Source organism: Streptomyces sp. NPDC007907 (genome assembly GCF_042959365.1).
GTDB lineage: Bacteria > Actinomycetota > Actinomycetes > Streptomycetales > Streptomycetaceae > Streptomyces > Streptomyces indiaensis.
The window spans coordinates 91,539-109,980 of sequence record NZ_JBIBKR010000004.1; the positions used below are offsets into that span (position 1 = coordinate 91,539).

The following is an 18,442-nucleotide window of genomic DNA, read 5'->3' on the forward strand; positions in this document are numbered from 1 at the left end:
GTCACAACACGAACCGTTCCGTGCCGGGCACATGGGGTCACGGCCGGTTTCGTGCGCATGGGACGCTTCCTCGCGCCCTGAGCTGCGTTCCCTCTCCGTGCCGCATTGCCTCCCCACACGCGGGGAGAATGCGGGATCATGTCTGCCATGACCGAGGTGTCCTCGCTCACAGGGCGGTTGCTCGTGGCCACCCCCGCCCTGGCGGACCCGAACTTCGACCGTGCGGTGGTGCTGCTCCTCGACCACGACGAGGAGGGCTCGCTCGGCGTCGTCCTCAACCGCCCCACCCCGGTGGACGTGGGCGACATCCTGGAGGGCTGGGGGGATCTCGCCGGTGAGCCCGGTGTGGTGTTCCAGGGCGGCCCGGTCTCACTGGACTCGGCCCTCGGTGTCGCCGTCGTCCCCGGGGGTGCCGCCGGGGAAGCCGCCCCGCTGGGCTGGCGCCGGGTGCACGGCGCGATCGGTCTGGTCGACCTGGAGGCCCCGCCCGAGCTGCTGGCCTCGGCCCTCGGCTCCCTGCGCATCTTCGCCGGGTACGCCGGCTGGGGCCCGGGCCAGCTGGAGGACGAGCTGGTGGACGGCGCGTGGTACGTGGTCGAGTCGGAGCCCGGTGACGTCTCGTGCCCGTCTCCCGAGCGGCTCTGGCGCGAGGTGCTGCGCCGCCAGCGCAACGAGCTGGCGATGGTGGCGACGTACCCGGACGACCCTTCGCTCAACTGATGCGTGTGAGCTTCAGTACCCTTGGCCGTATGAGCACTCTCGAGCCCGAGCGCGGGACTGGTACGGGGACCCTCGTTGAGCCGACGCCGCAGACCTCCCACGGTGACGGTGACCACGAGCGCTTCGCCCATTACGTCCAGAAGGACAAGATCATGGCGAGCGCCCTCGACGGCACCCCCGTCGTGGCGCTGTGCGGCAAGGTCTGGGTACCGGGCCGCGACCCGAAGAAGTACCCCGTGTGTCCCATGTGCAAGGAGATCTACGAGTCCATGAGCTCCGGGGACGAGGGCAAGGGCGACCAGTAGGTCCGGCCCGCGGGGCGTGAGGCCCCCGGGGTGCGTTTTGCGCACCCCGGGGGCCTTTGTGCTGTCCGGGCGTTGCGCAGGGTGCGTCCCCCGGTCACAGAGTGGTGGAGACCTCTTGTGGGCGTGTTCATGCAGTCCCTAGCCTCCGATGTGTTGTGCACAGCGAAACCGTCATTGCGCATGTTGCAACGCCCTTTCGGAGGAGCACTCCATGAAGCTGTCCGTCCGTACCGCCGGGCTCGCCGCGTTCGCCGCCCTGCTCGCCACCGCCTGCGCGCCCCAGACCTCCTCGAACTCCTCCTCCGACGAGGACGAGAAGACCGGCACGCTGCGCGTGTGGCTCTTCCGGGAGGTCGGCAACGCCCCCAAGGAGAAGGTCGTCGACCGTGTCGTCGCCGACTTCGAGAAGACACACCAGGGCGCCGAGGTCGACGTCGAGTACATCCCGGTCGACACCCGCGCCCAGCGCGTCAAGGCCGCCTTCAACGACCCCGGCTCCGCGCCCGACGTGATGGAGTACGGCAACACCGACACGGCCGGCTACGTGAGGGACGGCGGACTCCTCGACGTCACGCGGGAGTTCGGCGACTGGAGCGAGGCGAAGGACACCGACCCGACGGCGAAGCAGTCCGTGACGGTCGACGGCAAGCTGTACGGCGCCCCGTTCTACGTGGGCGTCCGCGCCCTGTACTACCGCACGGACGTGTTCGAGGAGCTCGGGCTGTCCGTCCCGCGGACGATGGACGAACTCGCCTCCACCGCCCGCGAGATCCGCGCCGCCCAGCCCGAGTTGTACGGGCTGGTGGTCGGCGGCGCCTACACCTACGGCGCGATGCCGTTCGTGTGGGCCAACGGCGGTGAGCTGGCGAGCGGCAAGGGCGGCTCCTACGCGTCCGGGATCGACAGCCCGCAGGCCCGCAAGGGCATCAAGGCGTACACGTCCCTCTTCGGCGACGACAACTGCCCGGCCGCCACGTGTGCGGGCATGGGCGGCAACGACACCGTCTCCGCGTTCGCCGCGGGCAAGGCGGGCATGGTGATCGGCGGCGACTTCAGCCACGCCGCCGTCGAGGCCGGGAAGGTCAAGGGCAAGTACGCCGTCGTCCCCCTGCCGGGGGTGAAGGCCGGCTCCATCGCTCCGGCCTTCGCGGGCGGCAACAACATCGGCGTCCTGAAGAGCACGTCCCACCGCACACTCGCCGTTCAGCTGATGAAACGGCTCGCCTCGAAGAAGACGCAGGGCGAACTCTTCGACGCGATGGGCTTCCTGCCGACCTTCACCGACGTCCGGCAGCAGGCCGCGCGGCGGGAGCCGTTCGTGAAGCCCTTCGTGCGCACCCTCTCCGCGGGCACCGAGTTCGTCCCCGCGTCGCCCGCCTGGGCCCAGATCGACTCCTCCCTCGTCCTGCCGACGATGTTCCAGGAGGTCATCAGCGGCAAGAAGGACGTCACCAAGGCCTCCGAGGACGCCGCGAAGAAGATGAACTCCGCGTTCGGTTCCGCGGGGTGAGCCCCGTGAACGACCGCAGTGCCGTGAAAACGCCCGCGGCCGCCACCGAGGCGGCCGCGACCGTCCCCCGGCCCCCGAACAGGACCGCTGACGCGCGAGGCGGGCGCACCACGCGGGGAGCCGCCCGCGGCAGTGGCGGCTGGACCCCCTGGCTGTATCTCGCGCCCGCGCTCCTCGTGCTCGGGGGACTGCTCGTCTACCCGATCTACCAGCTCGGGCTGATCTCCTTCTTCGAGTACACCCAGGCGCAGGTCAGCGGAGGGGAGCCGGCCACCTTCGAGGGCTTCGGGAACTACGGCCGACTGTTCGGGGACCCGCAGTTCTGGCAGGTGCTGCTCGCCACCGTGCTGTTCGCGGCGGCCTGCGTCGTCTCCACGCTCGCCGTCGGCTGCGCGCTGGCCGTGCTCCTCACGCGCGTCCGGGCCGTGCCGCGGCTCGCGCTGATGCTGGCCGCCCTGGGGGCGTGGGCGACCCCGGCGGTGACCGGCTCCACGGTGTGGCTGTTCCTCTTCGACCCGGACTTCGGCCCGGTCAACCGCATGCTGGGCCTCGGCGACCACGCGTGGACCTACGGCCGGCTCAGCGCGTTCTTCCTGGTGCTGCTCGAAGTGGTGTGGTGCTCCTTCCCGTTCGTGATGGTGACGGTCTACGCCGGGATCCGCGCCGTACCCGGCGAGGTGCTGGAGGCCGCCGCTCTCGACGGCGCCTCGCAGTGGCGCATCTGGCGCTCCGTGCTGGCTCCGATGCTCCGGCCGATCCTGGTCGTCGTCACCATCCAGTCGGTCATCTGGGACTTCAAGGTCTTCACCCAGATCTACGTCATGACGAACGGTGGCGGCATCGCCGGTCAGAACCTGGTCCTGAACGTCTACGCCTACCAGCAGGCCTTCGCGTCCTCGCAGTACGGCCTGGGCTCCGCCGTCGGGATCGTGATGCTGCTGATCCTGCTCGCCGTCACGCTCGTGTACCTGCGGCTGCTGCGCCGGCAGGGGGAGGAACTGTGAATCCGCTGCGCGCCCTTGTGCGCCGCCCCGGCCGCCTGGCCGCCGAGGCCTCCGCCCTGCTGATCGCGGTCGTCGTCGCCTTCCCCCTGTACTGGATGGTGCTCAGCGCCTTCAAACCGGCGGGGGAGATCGAGTCGAGCGAAGCCCGGCCCTGGACGCTCGCGCCCTCCCTGGATTCCTTCCGACGTGTCTTCGGGCAGCAGGAATTCGGCCGTTACTTCCTCAACAGCCTCGTCGTGGCGGGCTGTGTCGTGATCGCCTCCGGGCTGATCGCGTTTCTCGCCGCGACCGCCGTCACACGATTCCGCTTCCGCCTCCGCACCACCCTTCTGCTCATGTTTCTGATCGCCCAGATGGTGCCCGTGGAAGCCCTCACGATCCCCCTGTTCTTCCTCATGCGGGACGCCGGTCAGCTGAACACACTGGGCTCACTGATCCTGCCCCACATCGCCTTCTCGCTGCCCTTCGCGATCTGGATGCTGCGGGGGTTCGTGAAAGCCGTTCCACAGGCGCTGGAGGAGGCCGCGTACATCGACGGGGCGAGCCGGGCGCGATTCCTCTGGCAGATCCTTTTCCCGCTCGTCCTGCCGGGTCTCGTGGCCACCAGCGTGTTTTCGTTCATCTCCGCCTGGAACGACTTCCTGTTCGCCAAGTCGTTCATCATCAGCGACACCTCGCAGTCGACGCTGCCGATGGCCCTGCTCGTCTTCTACAAGCCCGACGACCCGGACTGGGGCGGGGTCATGGCCGCCTCCACCGTCATGACGATCCCGGTCCTGGTCTTCTTCGTACTCGTACAGCGGCGCCTGGTCTCCGGACTGGGCGGAGCGGTGAAGGACTGACGTGACCGAACTGATCCCGGCGCCCCGCAGCGCCACCGCCGGATCCGGCGCGGTGCGGCTGACGCGGCACTCCCGGCTCTGCGCCGACCCCGCGACGGAGGGCGTCGCCCACTGGCTGGGCGCAGCCCTCCGGCAGGCCACCGGGCTGCCGCTGCGCGAGGGGCGGGAGCCCGACGACGCCGAGGGCGGCATCGCGCTGCGACTCGGCCCCGGGCTCGGCCCCGAGGAGTACCGCCTCGTCAGCGACGGGTCCGGCGTCCGAATCGAGGGCGGCGGCGCGGCCGGTGTCTTCTGGGGCGCCCAGACCCTGCGCCAGCTCTTCGGCCCCGACGCGTACCGCAGGGCCCCGCTCGATCGCGGGCGCACCTGGAACGTGCCGCATCTGACGATCGAGGACGCCCCCCGATTCCGCTGGCGCGGTCTGATGCTCGACGTCGCCCGGCACTTCATGCCCAAGGAAGGCGTGCTGCGTTACCTCGATCTGATGGCGGCGCACAAACTCAACGTCTTCCACTTCCATCTGACGGACGACCAGGGCTGGCGCATCGAGATCGAGCGGCATCCGCGGCTGACCGGGATCGGCTCCTGGCGGGCCCGGACGAAAACCGGTCACCGCGCCTCGCCCTTGTGGGAGGACAAGCCGCACGGCGGCTACTACACCCAGGACGACATCCGGGAGATCGTCGCCTACGCCGCCGACCGGCATATCACCGTGGTCCCCGAAATCGACGTACCGGGCCACTCGCAGGCCGCCATCGCCGCCTACCCGGAACTCGGCAACACCGATGTCGTCGACACCGAGGACCTCTCCGTCTGGGACACCTGGGGAATCAACCCGAACGTACTCGCTCCCACCGACAACACCCTGCGCTTCTACGAAGGCGTCCTCGAGGAAGTGCTCCGGCTGTTCCCCTCGGAGTTCGTGCACATCGGCGGCGACGAATGCCCCAAGGAACAGTGGCGGCGGTCGGAGACGGCCCAGGCGCGCATCAGGGAACTCGGGCTCGCCGACGAGGACGAGCTCCAGTCCTGGTTCACCGGGCACTTCGACACCTGGCTCGCCGCGCGCGGGCGGCGGCTGATCGGCTGGGACGAGATCCTGGAGGGCGGTCTGGCGAAGGGCGCGGCCGTGTCGTCATGGCGCGGCTACGCCGGAGGCATCGCCGCCGCCCGGGCCGGTCACGACGTGGTCATGTGCCCCGAGCAGCACGTGTACCTGGACCACCGTCAGGCCCCGGGCCCCGAGGAGCCGGTACCGATCGGGTGGGTGCGCACCCTGGAGGACGTCTACCGGTTCGAACCCGTTCCCCCTGAGTTGACGCCCGAGGAGACCCGGCACGTGCTGGGCACACAGGCCAACCTGTGGACCGAGGTGATGGAGGACCAGGCACGCGTGGACTACCAGGCCTTCCCTCGCCTCGCGGCCTTCGCCGAGGTCGCCTGGAGCGCCCTGCCCGCTCCGGCAGAGCGGGACTTCGCCGGCTTCCAGCGCCGTATGACCGGCCACTACCGGCGCCTGGACGCCCTGGGCGTCGCCTACCGGCCCCCCACGGGGCCGCTGCCCTGGCAGCGGCGTCCCGGGGTGCTCGGCCGCCCGCTCGACGGCCCGCCGCCGAACCGGTAGGGCCGGACGCCGCGACCGAACAGCTCGAACAGGCCACGGAAAAAGCGCACAAGGGTCACCGAAAGTGCCAATCGGCACGCACTGGCGAACCTGTGCGAAACCGGACCATCTCGCCGGTGAGGTGGGCGAATGCCTCCTAGCGGACCCGTGTCTTCGGCTCTCGCCAAGATGTGCCAGAGTTGCCACGTCCGCCCTGTCAGCACGTACCGTACGGCAGCACAGGTGGGACCAGGTGGGGCAGCGGGAAGGGGCAGCCGGTTTGACCACGCACGCACCGCAGGCGGCGCAGGCCGTCACGCTGCCCACGACGCTGGACGAGGCCGTCGCGGCGCTCACCGCCGTGCCCGCCGCCGTACCCGTCGCGGGCGGCACCGATCTGATGGCCGCCGTCAACTCCGGGCAGCTCAGGCCCGCCGCCCTGGTGGGACTCGGCCGGATCAGCGAGATCCGCGGCTGGCAGTACCTGGACGGCCACGCGCTGCTCGGCGCGGGCCTGACACACGCGCGCATGGGCCGCCCCGACTTCGCGGCGCTCATCCCGGCGCTCGCCGCCGCCGCGCGCGCGGCCGGCCCGCCGCACATCCGCAACGCGGGCACGCTGGGCGGCAACATCGCCTCGGCCGCCCCCACCGGCGACGCGCTGCCGGTGCTGGCCGCCCTGGAGGCGACCCTGGTCATCGCGGGCCCGGGCGGAGCCCGCCGGGAGATCCCCGTCTCCCACCTGCTCGCCGGGATGGACATGCTGCGCGCCGGTGAACTCATCGGCTACGTGCGCGTGCCGCTGCTGCACGCCCCGCAGGTGTTCCTGAAGGCGACCGGCCGGACCGGCCCGGGGCGCGCGGTGGCGTCCGTGGCCCTGGTGCTGGACCCCGCCCGCCGGGGCGTGCGCTGCGCGGTGGGCGCCATAGCGCCGATGCCGCTGCGGCCCCTGGAAGCGGAGCAGTGGGTCGCCGGCCTCATCGACTGGGACAACAGCCGCGCGCTCGTCCCGGAGGCGCTGAACGCCTTCGGTGAGTACGTCGCCGCGGCCTGCATCCCCGACGCGGCGCCGGCCGAGGACGGTTCGGTCCCGCAGTTGCCGCCCGCCGTACTGCACCTGCGGCGCACCGTCGCCGCGCTGGCCCGACGAGCACTGGGGAGGGCGCTGTCGTGACCGACGACCGGCACGGAGAGGGCACGCCCCGGGGCGGCAGCCGCTGGGACCCGCTGCCCCAGGGCGAGTACGACGACGGCGCCACCGCCTTCGTCGAGCTGCCCGAGGGCGGCGTCGACGCCCTGCTGGCCGCCGACAGCCCCCTGGCCGCGCCCGGCCACGGCTACGTGCCGCCGCAGATAACGGTCGCCCCCGCGACGACGGCCGGAACCGACCCGGCGGCCACCGGCGCCTGGCCGGTGCCCGGCGCGCCGGTCGACGGGGCGCAGTGGCACGACCCGAACGCCGCGCACCAGCAGCACGGCGCGCACGGGCAGCACGGCCCCGAGCACGGCGCCCACCAGCAGGGCCACGACGTGCCCGAGCAGCCCTACGGCGGCCCCGAGACGCCGTACGACCCCGAGGCCTCCTACGGCTCCGACGCGACGGCGCGGCAGCACGGCGGGGACGACCGGTTCACGTACGACCCCGGAGTGACCGGCCAGTGGAACTTCGAGGAGACCGCGGCAGCGGCCGAGGCGGCGCCCGGCCATGACGTGACCGGGCAGTGGTCGATCCCCGTCGCCGGGGGCGACCTTCCGGACGAGTCGGGTGAATTCACCACATCCTCGCTGGTCGAGCAGTGGGGCGGCACCCCACCGGCCACCCTGCCCGGGGGCGCGCCCGCGCCCTGGGCGACGCAGGCCGCCGGCCGGCCGTGGGGGCAGCAGGACCCGGCCGGGCAGGAGGAGGCCCACCGGGGCCACCCCCACGAGCACGGGCCTGAGCCCGACCGGGGTCACGCGCCCGGGCAGCGGCCCGACGCGGGTCCGGCCGCACCGTCGGCCTACGCGCCGGAGGACCCCGGGGCGGCCGGTCACGCGGCGGACCCGTCCGCTTTCGCCGACCACCGGCCGGAGCCGGAGTACGGCCACGGGCCGGGTCCGGCCGAGTACGAGCACGGGGCAGAACCCGCGGAGTACGAGCACGGGGCAGAACCCGCCGAGTACGAGCACGGGCCCGAGCCCGCCGAGTACGACCACCGGCCGGAGCAGCCCGAGTACGCCGCCCCCGGCCCGGAGCAGCCCGAAGCGCCCGGCCACGGGCCGGAGTCCGCCGAGTACACCGACCACGCGCCCGAGTCCGCTGAACGCCTCGGGCACGGCACCGAACCGTCCGGCCCCGCCGGTCACCCGCTGCCCGCCGCCCACGAGCCCGAGCCGCCGTACGCGGAGGCCCCCGGCGAGTTCCCCGGGGAACCCCTGCCCGACGCCCGCCCGGAAGCCGCTGCGCTCCCGCAGGACGCCCCTGACGCCTCACAGGCGGCTCCCGGCGCCAGTGAGGACTCCGAGGACGCACCAGGGGCCCCGGAGGCCGGTGACGGCCCCTCCGAGCCCGCCGCCGGGCCCCTGCCGTCCGAGACGGAAGCGGACGCCGACGCCGAGGCCGCCCACGTCCGGGAGACCGCCGACGGCGGGGCCCAGGACGATCAGGGACCGGACGAGGATCCGGCGGCCCACCCGTCCGGCACCGCCCCCCAAGAGGAACACCCGCTCGCCTCCTACGTCCTGCGCGTCAACGGCACCGAACGCCCCGTCACCGAGGCGTGGATCGGCGAGTCCCTGCTGTACGTGCTGCGCGAGCGGCTCGGACTCGCGGGCGCCAAGGACGGCTGCTCACAGGGCGAGTGCGGCGCGTGCAACGTCCAGGTCGACGGGCGGCTCGTGGCGTCCTGCCTCGTCCCGGCCGTCACCGCCGCCGGCAGCGAGGTCCGGACCGTCGAGGGCCTCGCCGAGGACGGCCGGCCCTCGGACGTGCAGCGTGCGCTCGCCCGCTGCGGCGCCGTGCAGTGCGGCTTCTGCGTCCCGGGCATGGCGATGACCGTGCACGACCTGCTGGAGGGCAACCCGGCGCCCACCGAGCTGGAGACCCGGCAGGCGCTGTGCGGCAACCTGTGCCGCTGCTCGGGCTACCGGGGCGTGGTGGACGCCGTCAAGGAAGTCGTCGCCGAACGGGAGACCCACGCGGCGCCCGGCGACGGCGACACCGACGAGGCCCGCATCCCGCACCAGGCGGGCCCGGGCGCCGGTGGCGTGAACCCGTCGGCCTTCGGGGCACCCCCGGAACCACACGCCCCCGGACCGCACTCCCCTGAAGCGCACGACCAGCCCTACGGCCAGGACGGAGGCCCCGCGTGAGCAACGAAGCAGCCACCGCACAGGCCGCACAGGCCGCGGAGGCCGCCCCCGCCCCGGAACCGCTCCCGCACGGCATCGGCGCCTCGCTCCCGCCCGCCGACGCCCGCGCCAAGACGGAGGGCACCTTCCCGTACGCGGCCGACCTGTGGGCCGAGGGCCTGCTGTGGGCCGCCGTGCTGCGCTCACCGCACCCGCACGCGCGCATCCTGTCCATCGACACCACCCACGCGCGCGAGATGCCCGGCGTCCGCGCCGTCGTCACCCACGAGGACATCCCCGGCGTCGCGTTGCACGGCCGCGGCACGGCCGACCGCCCGGTCTTCGCCTCCGAGGTCGTGCGCCACCACGGCGAGCCCATCGCCGCCGTCGCCGCCGACCACCCCGACACCGCGCGCATGGCGGCGGCCGCCGTCATCGTCGAGTACGAGGTGCTCGACCCGGTGACCGACCCGGAACAGGCCTTCGAGGCCGAGCCGCTGCACCCCGACGGCAACCTGATCCGGCACATCCCGCTGCGCCACGGCGACCCGGAGGCCGCCGGCGAGATCGTCGTCGAGGGCCTGTACCGCATCGGCCGCCAGGACCCCGCGCCCATCGGCGCCGAGGCGGGCCTGGCCGTACCGCGCCCGGACGGCGGGGTGGAGCTGTACCTCGCCTCCACCGACCCGCACGCCGACCGCGACGCCGCCGCCGCCGCGTTCGGACTGGAATCCGAGCGCGTCAAGGTCGTCGTCACCGGCGTCCCCGGAGCCACCGCCGACCGCGAGGACCAGGGCTTCCAGCTCCCGCTCGGCCTGCTCGCACTGCGCACCGGCTGCCCGGTGAAACTCACCGCCACGCGCGAGGAGTCGTTCCTCGGCCACGTCCACCGGCACCCCACCCTGCTGCGCTACCGCCACCACGCCGACGGCGAGGGCAGACTCGTCAAGGTCGAGGCGCAGATCCTGCTCGACGCGGGCGCCTACGCCGACACCTCCTCCGAGGCCCTGGCCGCCGCCGTCGCGTTCGCCTGCGGCCCGTACGTCGTCCCGAACGCCTTCATCGAGGGCTGGGCCGTCCGCACCAACAACCCCCCCTCCGGCCACGTACGCGGCGAAGGCGCCATGCAGGTCTGCGCCGCCTACGAGGCCCAGATGGACAAGATCGCCCGGAAGCTCGGCATCGACCCGGCCGAGGTCCGGCTGCGCAACGCCCTGGCGACCGGCGACGTGCTGCCGACCGGCCAGACCGTCACCTGCCCGGCCCCGGTCGCCGAACTCCTCCAGGCCGTACGGGACTTCGAGCTGCCGCCACTGCCCAAGGACACGCCCGAGGACGAGTGGCTGCTGCCCGGCGGGCCCGAGGGCGCGGGGGAGCCGGGCGCGGTGCGCCGGGGCGTGGGCTACGGCGTGGGCATGGTGCACATGCTCGGCGCGGAGGGCGCGGACGAGGTCTCCACGGCGACCGTGAAGGTCCACGACGGGGTCGCGACGGTCCTGTGCGCGGCCGTCGAGACCGGCCAGGGCTTCACGACGCTGGCCCGGCAGATCGTCCAGGAGACCCTCGGCGTCGACGAGGTCCACGTGGCGCCCGTCGACACCGACCAGCCCCCGGCGGGCGCGGGCTGCCGCGGCCGCCACACCTGGGTCTCGGGCGGGGCGGTGGAGCGCGCGGCGAAGATGGTCCGCACGCAGCTCCTGCAGCCGCTCGCGCACAAGTTCGGCATGTCGACGGAGCTGCTCCAGATCACCGACGGCAAGATCACGTCGTACGACGGCGTCCTCTCCACGACCGTCACCGAGGCGCTGGACGGCAAGGAGCTGTGGGCCACCGCGCAGTGCCGCCCGCACCCGACCGAGCCGCTGGACGAGACCGGCCAGGGCGACGCCTTCGTGGGCATGGCCTTCTGCGCGATCCGCGCGGTGGTGGACGTCGACATCGAGATCGGTTCCGTCCGGGTCGTGGAACTGGCGGTCGCCCAGGACGTCGGCCGCGTGCTGAACCCCGCCCAGCTCACCGCCCGGATCGAGGCGGGCGTGACCCAGGGCGTCGGCATCGCGCTCACCGAGAACCTCCGCACGCCGCGCGGCCTGATCCGCCACCCCGACCTGACCGGTTACGCCCTGCCGACCGCCCTCGACGCCCCCGACATCCGCATCGTCCGGCTGGTCGAGGAGCGGGACGTGGTCGCGCCCTTCGGGGCCAAGGCGGTCAGCGCGGTGCCGGTGGTGACGTCCCCGGCGGCCATCGCGTCCGCCGTCCGCGCGGCGACGGGCCGCCCCGTGAACCGCCTCCCGATCCGCCCCCAGGCGGCGGTGGTCACGGAGCGGGGCTGAGGCTGGGCCCGTGCTGATGCGTGGCGCCCGACGCCTGACGCCTGACGCCTGACGCGTGGCGCTTGGTCCCGCACGCGTGGCGCCGTACGCATGGCGCGTGACCTCTGACGTCTGATGCCTGACGTCTGATGCCCGACGTCGATGCCTGCTGTCCGGCGCCCTGTTCGAGAGGCCCGGGGCGCGCGGTGCTCCAAGCCGTTGGTTGAAAACGGAAGTTGGGCAGGCGAAAAGGGAACGCGCGAGGGTGCTCCGAGCGTCTTGTGAGGTGAGCGCGCCGTGTCGCCGGGCGCGCGTCGCCGGTCCGGGGCGTTGTCAGTGGTGGGGCGTACTGTTCTGGGCAGTGGGGAACGGCTGCCGGGCGGGGCCGGGCGATTCTGACGTGCCCCGCCGGGGGACGGTGAGCGAGCACATGCGGGGGAGCCCATGAGTACGACCGACGCCGGTTGCGCGGTGATCACCCTGACCGAGTCCGACCTGGACCCGTGGGTGACGCACGCGTCCACGAGGCACTGGCTGACCGGCCCCGGACTGCCCGGCGACAGCGGCGTGCTGAGCTTCGCAGAGCTGAGGCGGGACGGCCTGCGCACGGTCGCCGACTCGACCGCCGATCCGGACGACCGCCTCCCGGCCGAGCTGCGCGAGCAGCTGGTGATAGGCGGACTGCTGGGCCCGGGCGGCCTGGAGACGGAGTCGGTCCTGCTGGACGGCGCGACGGGCGAGATCTCGACGGCGTACGTCCTGCACGACCGCCCCGACCTGATGGACCGCCGCCCCCTGGCCCCCTCGCTGCGGACACTGGTCCGCTTCGCCGAGGCCACGGACGAACTGGCCGGCCTGCGCGGCCAGTTCGCCTCCTACGCGGGCCGCTACGGTCCCAAGGCGGTGGCCGAGGCGTCCCAGCACCTGCTGGCGGTGTTCCGCGACGGCGCGGACGGCGAACCGGCTCCGTTCTGGAAGATGGCGGCGCTGATCCGTCCCCTGTCCCTGGTGGCGGGCCGCGGCGGCGCGTCCGGCCTCTCCCTGGACCTCCCGCACCGCCTCCTGGACCAGGAGTTCGGCCCCGGCAAGGTGGCGCGCTTCGAGGACGTCGACTTCCCCGCGACCCTCACGCACGAACCGACCCGCCGCTTCCTGCGCGAGGTCGGCCTGCCGGAGGACGCCCATGTCTTCTCCCTGGACACCGACGTCCCCCTGGCGACGCTCGCCGAGTACCACGCCGACACGGGCACCCCGGCGGAGCTCCCGGCGGGGGCCCACCGCCTGATCCGCCTCGGCTACCTCGTCGAGGACCACAGCCTGGTCGTCGACGGCGCGACGGGCGCGGTCCTGAACTGGAGCGAACCCGAGGCGACCCTGTACCCGCTCAACACGGACGTGTCGACGCTCGCCTTCACCCTCTGGCTCCTGCACCGCGAGCGCGCGATAGACGCCAGGTCGTCCCACGAGCTGACCACCGACACCTACGACCAGCTGGCCATGACGATGCTCCAGGTGCTCTCGACCGTGGACCCCACCGGCGTCACCGCGGACAGAACGGTCCGCCACTACTGGACGGACGCCTTCCAGGACGAGGCCGGCGGGGTGCTCTGACGGGCTGCCGTCAGACGGATCCGGCGGCCCCGGCGGACCTGGCGGCGCTTCGGCGACGCACGGCGAGGACCAGACCGCCGCCGGTCACCGCGGCGGCAGCCGCGGCGCCCGCGAGGAGCGGGGTGCCGTCGGAGCCGGTCGTGGCGAGGCTGCCCCCGGTGGTGCTGCCGGTCGTGGTGCCGGTGGAGCCACCGGTCGAGGTGCCCGCCGAGTCCGATGCCGTGGCGGAGGGAGAGGTCGTGGCGCCCGTACCGCCGGCGGCCTGGCCCTCGGGGTCGTTGCCGTTCCCGCCGTTGCCTGAACCACCGTCGGTGCCGTCCGAGGGGCTCGGCTCGGGCTCGTAGTCGCTCGGCACGTCGATGCCGATCGAGGCGATGTTGTTGGCGCGGTTCTTGTCGTACGCGGGGGCGATGTCGTAGACGGAGGACGCCTTGATCTCGCCCTCGGTGTCCTGCGCGGACTTCTTGATCTTCAGCATGAAGGTGTACGCCATGGACTGGCCGGCCTCGATCGTCCCGTTCCGCGGCCAGCAGACGTACTTGGGCTTGCCCGGGGTGCCCTGCGGTCCGCTCGGCCCGTCGATCCCGAACGGCGCGCAGTCCTTCGGCACCTCGATGGCGGTGGTGCCCGGCGGGATCTGCACCAGCAGGCCGGGGAGGTCGTCACTCTCCTGGTTCTGCACCCAGCCCGGGCCGTCGTTGCGCAGGGTCGCCGTGACCGACTGCTCCCCGCCGGCCAGTGCCTCCATCTCCTGACCGACGGCGACGAGATCGGCGGTGTTGTCCGCGGTCAGGATGTGCCGCCGGTAGCTGTCGTCGAACCCCTCGCCCGGGGCCTCACCGGTGGCGCCGGTGCCGTACTCGACGGCCTCCATCAGGGCGTTGTCCAGCGCCTTGAACCGCACGGGGGTCGTGATCGAGGCACCGGGCTCGATGACGGTGTCCAGCTCACAGACCGCCTGGCGGACCTGGTCCTTGACGGTCGAGTAGGTGCAGCCCTTCACGTGCTCGGGGAAGTCCAGCCCGCGCGTCAGACGCACCCGGAAGGTGACCCCGTCCACGGCGGCCGTGCCCTGGTTGGTGAGGGTGACGGACTTGTCGTAGACGTCCCCCGGCTTGGGAGTAGCGGACGGCAGGGCCGACACCACCAACTGGGGCGCACCCTCCTCGGCGTGCGCCAGGGGAGCGACGACAGCGGGACCGGCGGCGGCGAGCACGACGGCGGCCGGAACGGCTGCCGAGGGGCGGAGGTGCACGGAGTATCTCCTCGTCGAAACAGGGGATGGACGACCGGAGCATCGGCCACCGGTCATGTCCTGGACACCTGAGGGGTGCTTGGGGTTGTGCGGGACTGCCAGCGCGGGACACCGAACGTCACAAGGAAGGCAATGACCTGCGGCATTGGTCGTATTGCCCCGCTGCGCCCTGAACGCGCCCTTCCATACCCCCGGGCCCCCGCACATGCTCGGGCCATGGGGGACACAGACGCATCGCGCATCATCCCGTTACCCGACCCCGACGGCCACCGGCAGCGGCCACCGGACGCGCCGCGCCCCTGGGAGAAGACGGACCGCGCCCAGGCGGCACTGGAAGGCGCCACCGGCCCGGAGCCACCCGCTCCACCCGAGTGCCCCGACTGCGGCCTGGTGGGCGAACGGCACGTCACCTACTACGGCACCCATGTCCTTCTCGAACCGGGCATGGAGGCCCCCGCTCACATGGTGCCGGTCTGGCACCGCTGGTACGTGGACTCCAACGGCACGGCGTGGAACAGCCGCGAGGACGAGCCCGAACCCGGTGCGGTGTGCTGCGTCCCGCACCGGATCGCCTGCCCCGGTCTGAGCCCGGAGGAGGCGGGCCTCTGGCGATGGCTGGACGCCGTGCGCGAGGAGAACGCGCGCGGGGCCCGTCTGCACGCCGACGGGAACACCGACCCGGCCGTATTTCCCGACGCCGGCTGACGCCGCGCAACCACTCCCACTGCAGATCCCCGCCAGGGCGAACAGGCTGGTAAGAGGGGTCGACATGGTCCGATCCGAGGAGCATCCCATGAGGAAGAACAGAACCGGCGTCTGGCGCGCGACGGGAGTGGTCACCGCGCTCGCCACAGCCGCCGCGATCGCCTCCGTCGCCCCGGCCCAGGCACAGACCACCGCTCAACTGTCCGCGTACGTCAGCGACGGCTGGGGAGGCGGGACCATCACCAGTCAGCCGGCCGGTATCAACTGCCACCAGGAGGCGTGGGATCCCGAACGACCCGCAGCCGAACCCGACCGGCACCTGCACCGCGAGCTTCGAGATGGGAACGACGGTCACCTTCACCGCCATGCCCGACACGGGGTCCTACGTCAATGACGGCCCCACCCCGAACCCCGTGACCGTGCAGACCGGTTACAACTACACGTGGGTCATGTTCTGCCCGACCGAGGGCCTCTGCTCGGCGGGCTAGTACTGGAGGCCGTGGCGGGATTCGAACCCACGTAACTCGCTTTGCAGGCGAGCCCCTCAACCACTCGGGCACACGGCCGTGACCGAGTCCGACTGCTCACTGCCGTGGCGGGATTCGAACCCGCGTAACTCCCCGCGAGCGGAGCTCGCTGATGGATGCAGCGCGGGCGAGCCCCTCAACCACTCGGGCACACGGCCTTGTTCGGACTTGATGTCGAACTCGGTGTAGTGACCGTACGGGGCTCTCGGAGGGCGGCTCAAGGGCATCCGGTGGGGTGCAACGTGACTGCCACACGCCGTTCATGAAAGGCGGTGGGTGAAGGGGAGGGCGTACGACCAAGGTCTCAGGCCGGGCCCGTCTCGCGACAGGGGTCAAAGGGCCGCGTGGACCTTACGCTGGCGGGCATGCCTGACTCCGAGCCGCGTGACGTCGATGTCGTGACTGCTGCCGTCCCGTCCTCCCTCGCCCAGGGAGACGAGGGTGTGCTCAGGCCGGGATACCGGGCCTTGAGCGTCGGGATCGTCTCCGTCGTGCTGCTCATCGCCTTCGAGGCGACCGCCGTGGGGACGGCGATGCCCGTCGCCGCCCGGGAGCTCGACGGGGTCTCGCTGTACGCGTTCGCCTTCTCCGGGTACTTCACGACCAGCCTGTTCGGCATGGTGCTCGCCGGGCAGTGGTCGGACCGGCACGGCCCCCTCGGGTCGTTGACGACGGGCATCGCCTCCTTCGGCGCCGGGCTGCTCCTGTCCGGCACCGCAGGATCGATGGGGGTGTTCATCCTGGGCCGGGCCGTGCAGGGGTTCGGCGGTGGGCTGGTGATCGTCGCGCTCTACGTCGTCGTCGGGCGGGCCTATCCGGAGCGGTTGCGGCCCGCCATCATGGCCGCGTTCGCCGCCGGCTGGGTGCTTCCGTCGATCGTCGGCCCGCTCGCCGCCGGCACGGTGACCGAGCAGTTGGGATGGCGGTGGGTGTTCGTGGGGGTACCCGTGCTTGTCGTCCTCCCGCTCGCGCTCGCGCTGCCGCAGATACGGCGTAGGGCGTCCGGCCCGGCGGGGATTGCCGACGGGGCGCAGGCGCCCCGCTCTTTCGACCGTCGGCGTATCCGGCTCGCCCTGGCCGTCTCGCTCGGTGCCGGTCTCCTCCAGTACGCCGCGCAGGACGTGCGTCCCCTCTCGCTCCTGCCGGGTGCGCTCGGCGTGGCCCTGCTCGTGCCCGCCGTGCTCGGGTTGCTGCCGCGCGGCACCTACCGGGCCGCTCGCGGGCTGCCGTCCGTCGTGCTGCTGCGCGGCGTCGCCGCCGGGTCGTTCATCGCCGCCGAGTCCTTCGTGCCGCTGATGCTGGTCACCCAGCGCGGGCTCAGCCCGACCCTGGCCGGGTTCTCGCTCGCCGCGGGCGGTGGGACGTGGGCGCTGGGGTCCTGGGTCCAGTCGCGGTCGCGGCTCGAACCGTACCGGGAGCGGTTGACGACCGTCGGCATGCTCCTGGTCGCCGCGGCCGTCGCCACGGCGCCGAGCGTGCTGGTCGACTCCGTGCCCGTCTGGACCGTCGCCGTCGCCTGGGCCTTCGGCTGCTTCGGGATGGGGCTCGTGATCTCCTCCACGAGCGTGCTGCTGCTCAAGCTGTCCGCCCCCGAGGAGGCCGGCGCCAACTCCGCCGCCCTCCAGATCTCCGACGGCCTCTCCAACGTCGTCCTCCTGTCCGCCGGGGGCGCCGCCTTCGCCGCGCTGGGCGGCGGCACGGTGGCCCACACGACCGCCACCCACGCCTCCGGCTCCCACCCGGCCGCCTTCGTCGTGGTGTTCCTGCCGATGGCGGCGGTCGCGTTGACCGGGGCCTGGGTGTCGACCCGGCTGCGGGAGCTACGGGCGTAGGACGGGTGCCTGCCGTCCCCGCTGCGGGAGCGACGGGCGTAGGACGGGTGCCTGCCGTCCCGGCTGCGGGAGTGGTTGCCGTAGAACGGGCGCCTGACCCGTTCCCCGCTGCGGGAGTGTGGGCCGTAATGCGGTCGCCCGTAGTCTCCGCCCGGTCGTAGCCTCTGCCCATGTCCGAGATCCTCCTGCCCCTCGACCCCGCCCTGCGGGCCGCCCTCGACGACCTCGCCGACGCGCGCGGGTGCGCGCCCGAGGACGTGGTGCTGGACGCCGTACGCGGATACCTGCGGCAGGAGACCGGACGCGTGCGGGCCGTCGCGGACGGGCTCGCGCGGCACCACGCCGACCTGTTGTGGAGGCTCGGCGAATGACCGGGGGCACCCGTTACCTGACCCTCGGCGAGGTCACCGCCATCGCTGAGACCGCCTTCGGCGGGCGGCCGCCCGAGGCGCGTGCGCCGGGGCTGCTCGCGTCCGCCGTGCACCGCCCGCGTGCCCGCATGTTCGGGACGCCCGCCTACGACGACCTGTACGAGCAGGCCGCCGCCCTGCTGCACGCCATCGCCGCCAACCACCCCCTCGTCGACGGCAACAAGCGCACCGCCTGGCTGGCCACCGCGACCTTCCTCGCCCTCAACGGCGTCGACCTGGCCGGGGTGGATCAGGACGTGGCGTACACGCTGGTCGTCGACGTGGCGTCCGGGGTGGAGGCGGACGTGGGCAGGATCGCGGGGCGGCTGAGGGGGCTGTGACGTCGGTCCCACCCCCGGCCGCCCCGGGCCGGTCCGCGCGTCGACGGGCCCGGGGCGCCGGTAGGGTGGCCCGGTTGTCATACGTAGCCGAGCCGTCAGGCTCCCTCGAACGAGCCGCCCGACCCCCAACGG

Annotated in this window: 17 protein-coding genes and 2 tRNA genes; 16 read left to right on the forward strand and 3 right to left on the reverse strand. The window is 72.8% G+C overall.

Annotated elements, in window-relative coordinates; genetic code table 11:
• Positions 1-147 precede the first annotated feature (147 nt).
• The 10 genes from ACFZDI_RS16705 (at position 148) to ACFZDI_RS16750 (ending at position 13,240) form a co-directional block, all read left to right on the forward strand.
• Positions 148-720: a YqgE/AlgH family protein gene (locus ACFZDI_RS16705; RefSeq protein WP_234845602.1), complete on the forward strand. Its 573-nt coding sequence runs from the start codon at positions 148-150 to the stop codon at positions 718-720.
• A 29-nt stretch (positions 721-749) separates the two neighbouring features.
• A complete protein-coding gene (locus ACFZDI_RS16710) occupies positions 750-1,025 on the forward strand; it encodes a DUF3039 domain-containing protein (RefSeq protein WP_053669953.1) in 276 nt (91 codons plus the stop codon).
• Between the two features lie 211 nt (positions 1,026-1,236).
• The gene (locus ACFZDI_RS16715) at positions 1,237-2,535 is read left to right on the forward strand and encodes an extracellular solute-binding protein (protein WP_391251257.1); all 1,299 of its coding nucleotides are present in this window, start codon (positions 1,237-1,239) and stop codon (positions 2,533-2,535) included.
• Between the two features lie 5 nt (positions 2,536-2,540).
• Positions 2,541-3,539 carry an ABC transporter permease subunit gene (locus ACFZDI_RS16720; RefSeq protein WP_391251259.1) on the forward strand — a complete coding sequence of 333 codons (999 nt, stop codon included), beginning with the start codon at positions 2,541-2,543 and terminating at the stop codon, positions 3,537-3,539.
• Positions 3,536-4,381 (forward strand): ABC transporter permease subunit, encoded by an 846-nt coding sequence (locus ACFZDI_RS16725; RefSeq protein ID WP_391251261.1) that lies wholly within the window; start codon positions 3,536-3,538, stop codon positions 4,379-4,381. Before ACFZDI_RS16720 ends, ACFZDI_RS16725 begins: the two co-directional genes overlap by 4 nt.
• A 1-nt stretch (position 4,382) precedes the next feature.
• Entirely contained in the window at positions 4,383-6,005 is a 1,623-nt protein-coding gene (locus tag ACFZDI_RS16730) for a family 20 glycosylhydrolase (protein ID WP_391251263.1), read from the forward strand.
• Positions 6,006-6,264: 259 nt separating this feature from the next.
• Positions 6,265-7,158: a xanthine dehydrogenase family protein subunit M gene (locus ACFZDI_RS16735; protein ID WP_234845606.1), complete on the forward strand. Its 894-nt coding sequence runs from the start codon at positions 6,265-6,267 to the stop codon at positions 7,156-7,158.
• Positions 7,155-9,335: a 2Fe-2S iron-sulfur cluster-binding protein gene (locus ACFZDI_RS16740; RefSeq protein ID WP_391251266.1), complete on the forward strand. Its 2,181-nt coding sequence runs from the start codon at positions 7,155-7,157 to the stop codon at positions 9,333-9,335. The genes ACFZDI_RS16735 and ACFZDI_RS16740 overlap by 4 nt, the downstream gene beginning before the upstream one ends.
• Positions 9,332-11,650: a molybdopterin cofactor-binding domain-containing protein gene (locus ACFZDI_RS16745; protein WP_391251268.1), complete on the forward strand. Its 2,319-nt coding sequence runs from the start codon at positions 9,332-9,334 to the stop codon at positions 11,648-11,650. The genes ACFZDI_RS16740 and ACFZDI_RS16745 overlap by 4 nt, the downstream gene beginning before the upstream one ends.
• 423 nt (positions 11,651-12,073) lie before the next feature.
• Entirely contained in the window at positions 12,074-13,240 is a 1,167-nt protein-coding gene (locus ACFZDI_RS16750) for an SUKH-4 family immunity protein (RefSeq protein ID WP_391251270.1), read from the forward strand.
• Positions 13,241-13,250: 10 nt separating this feature from the next.
• Here the strand turns inward: ACFZDI_RS16750 and ACFZDI_RS16755 are convergent, their stop codons facing one another.
• The gene (locus ACFZDI_RS16755) at positions 13,251-14,495 is read right to left on the reverse strand and encodes a hypothetical protein (RefSeq protein WP_391251272.1); all 1,245 of its coding nucleotides are present in this window, start codon (positions 14,493-14,495) and stop codon (positions 13,251-13,253) included.
• Between the two features lie 216 nt (positions 14,496-14,711).
• Here ACFZDI_RS16755 and ACFZDI_RS16760 point away from each other — a divergent pair, with 216 nt between their 5' ends.
• From ACFZDI_RS16760 to ACFZDI_RS16770, 3 genes are all read left to right on the forward strand, one after another.
• Positions 14,712-15,200 (forward strand): DUF6083 domain-containing protein, encoded by a 489-nt coding sequence (locus ACFZDI_RS16760; protein WP_234845611.1) that lies wholly within the window; start codon positions 14,712-14,714, stop codon positions 15,198-15,200.
• 88 nt (positions 15,201-15,288) lie between these two features.
• Positions 15,289-15,594: a hypothetical protein gene (locus ACFZDI_RS16765; protein WP_391251274.1), complete on the forward strand. Its 306-nt coding sequence runs from the start codon at positions 15,289-15,291 to the stop codon at positions 15,592-15,594.
• Positions 15,566-15,688, forward strand: coding sequence for a hypothetical protein (locus ACFZDI_RS16770; protein WP_391251276.1), 123 nt, complete (start codon positions 15,566-15,568; stop codon positions 15,686-15,688). Before ACFZDI_RS16765 ends, ACFZDI_RS16770 begins: the two co-directional genes overlap by 29 nt.
• 3 nt (positions 15,689-15,691) lie before the next feature.
• Here ACFZDI_RS16770 and ACFZDI_RS16775 read toward each other — a convergent pair.
• Positions 15,692-15,766 (reverse strand) — tRNA-Cys (locus tag ACFZDI_RS16775).
• Positions 15,767-15,787: 21 nt separating this feature from the next.
• Positions 15,788-15,884: transfer RNA gene (locus tag ACFZDI_RS16780), tRNA-OTHER, on the reverse strand.
• A 208-nt stretch (positions 15,885-16,092) separates the two neighbouring features.
• Here ACFZDI_RS16780 and ACFZDI_RS16785 point away from each other — a divergent pair.
• The 3 genes from ACFZDI_RS16785 (at position 16,093) to ACFZDI_RS16795 (ending at position 18,310) form a co-directional block, all read left to right on the forward strand.
• Positions 16,093-17,559, forward strand: a complete 1,467-nt coding sequence (locus tag ACFZDI_RS16785; RefSeq protein WP_391251278.1) for an MFS transporter — start codon at positions 16,093-16,095, stop codon at positions 17,557-17,559.
• Between the two features lie 170 nt (positions 17,560-17,729).
• Positions 17,730-17,930, forward strand: coding sequence for a hypothetical protein (locus tag ACFZDI_RS16790; protein WP_391251280.1), 201 nt, complete (start codon positions 17,730-17,732; stop codon positions 17,928-17,930).
• Complete coding sequence (locus tag ACFZDI_RS16795) at positions 17,927-18,310, forward strand: type II toxin-antitoxin system death-on-curing family toxin (protein ID WP_391251282.1); 384 nt, start codon at positions 17,927-17,929, stop codon at positions 18,308-18,310. Before ACFZDI_RS16790 ends, ACFZDI_RS16795 begins: the two co-directional genes overlap by 4 nt.
• The last annotated feature ends 132 nt before the right edge of the window (positions 18,311-18,442 follow it).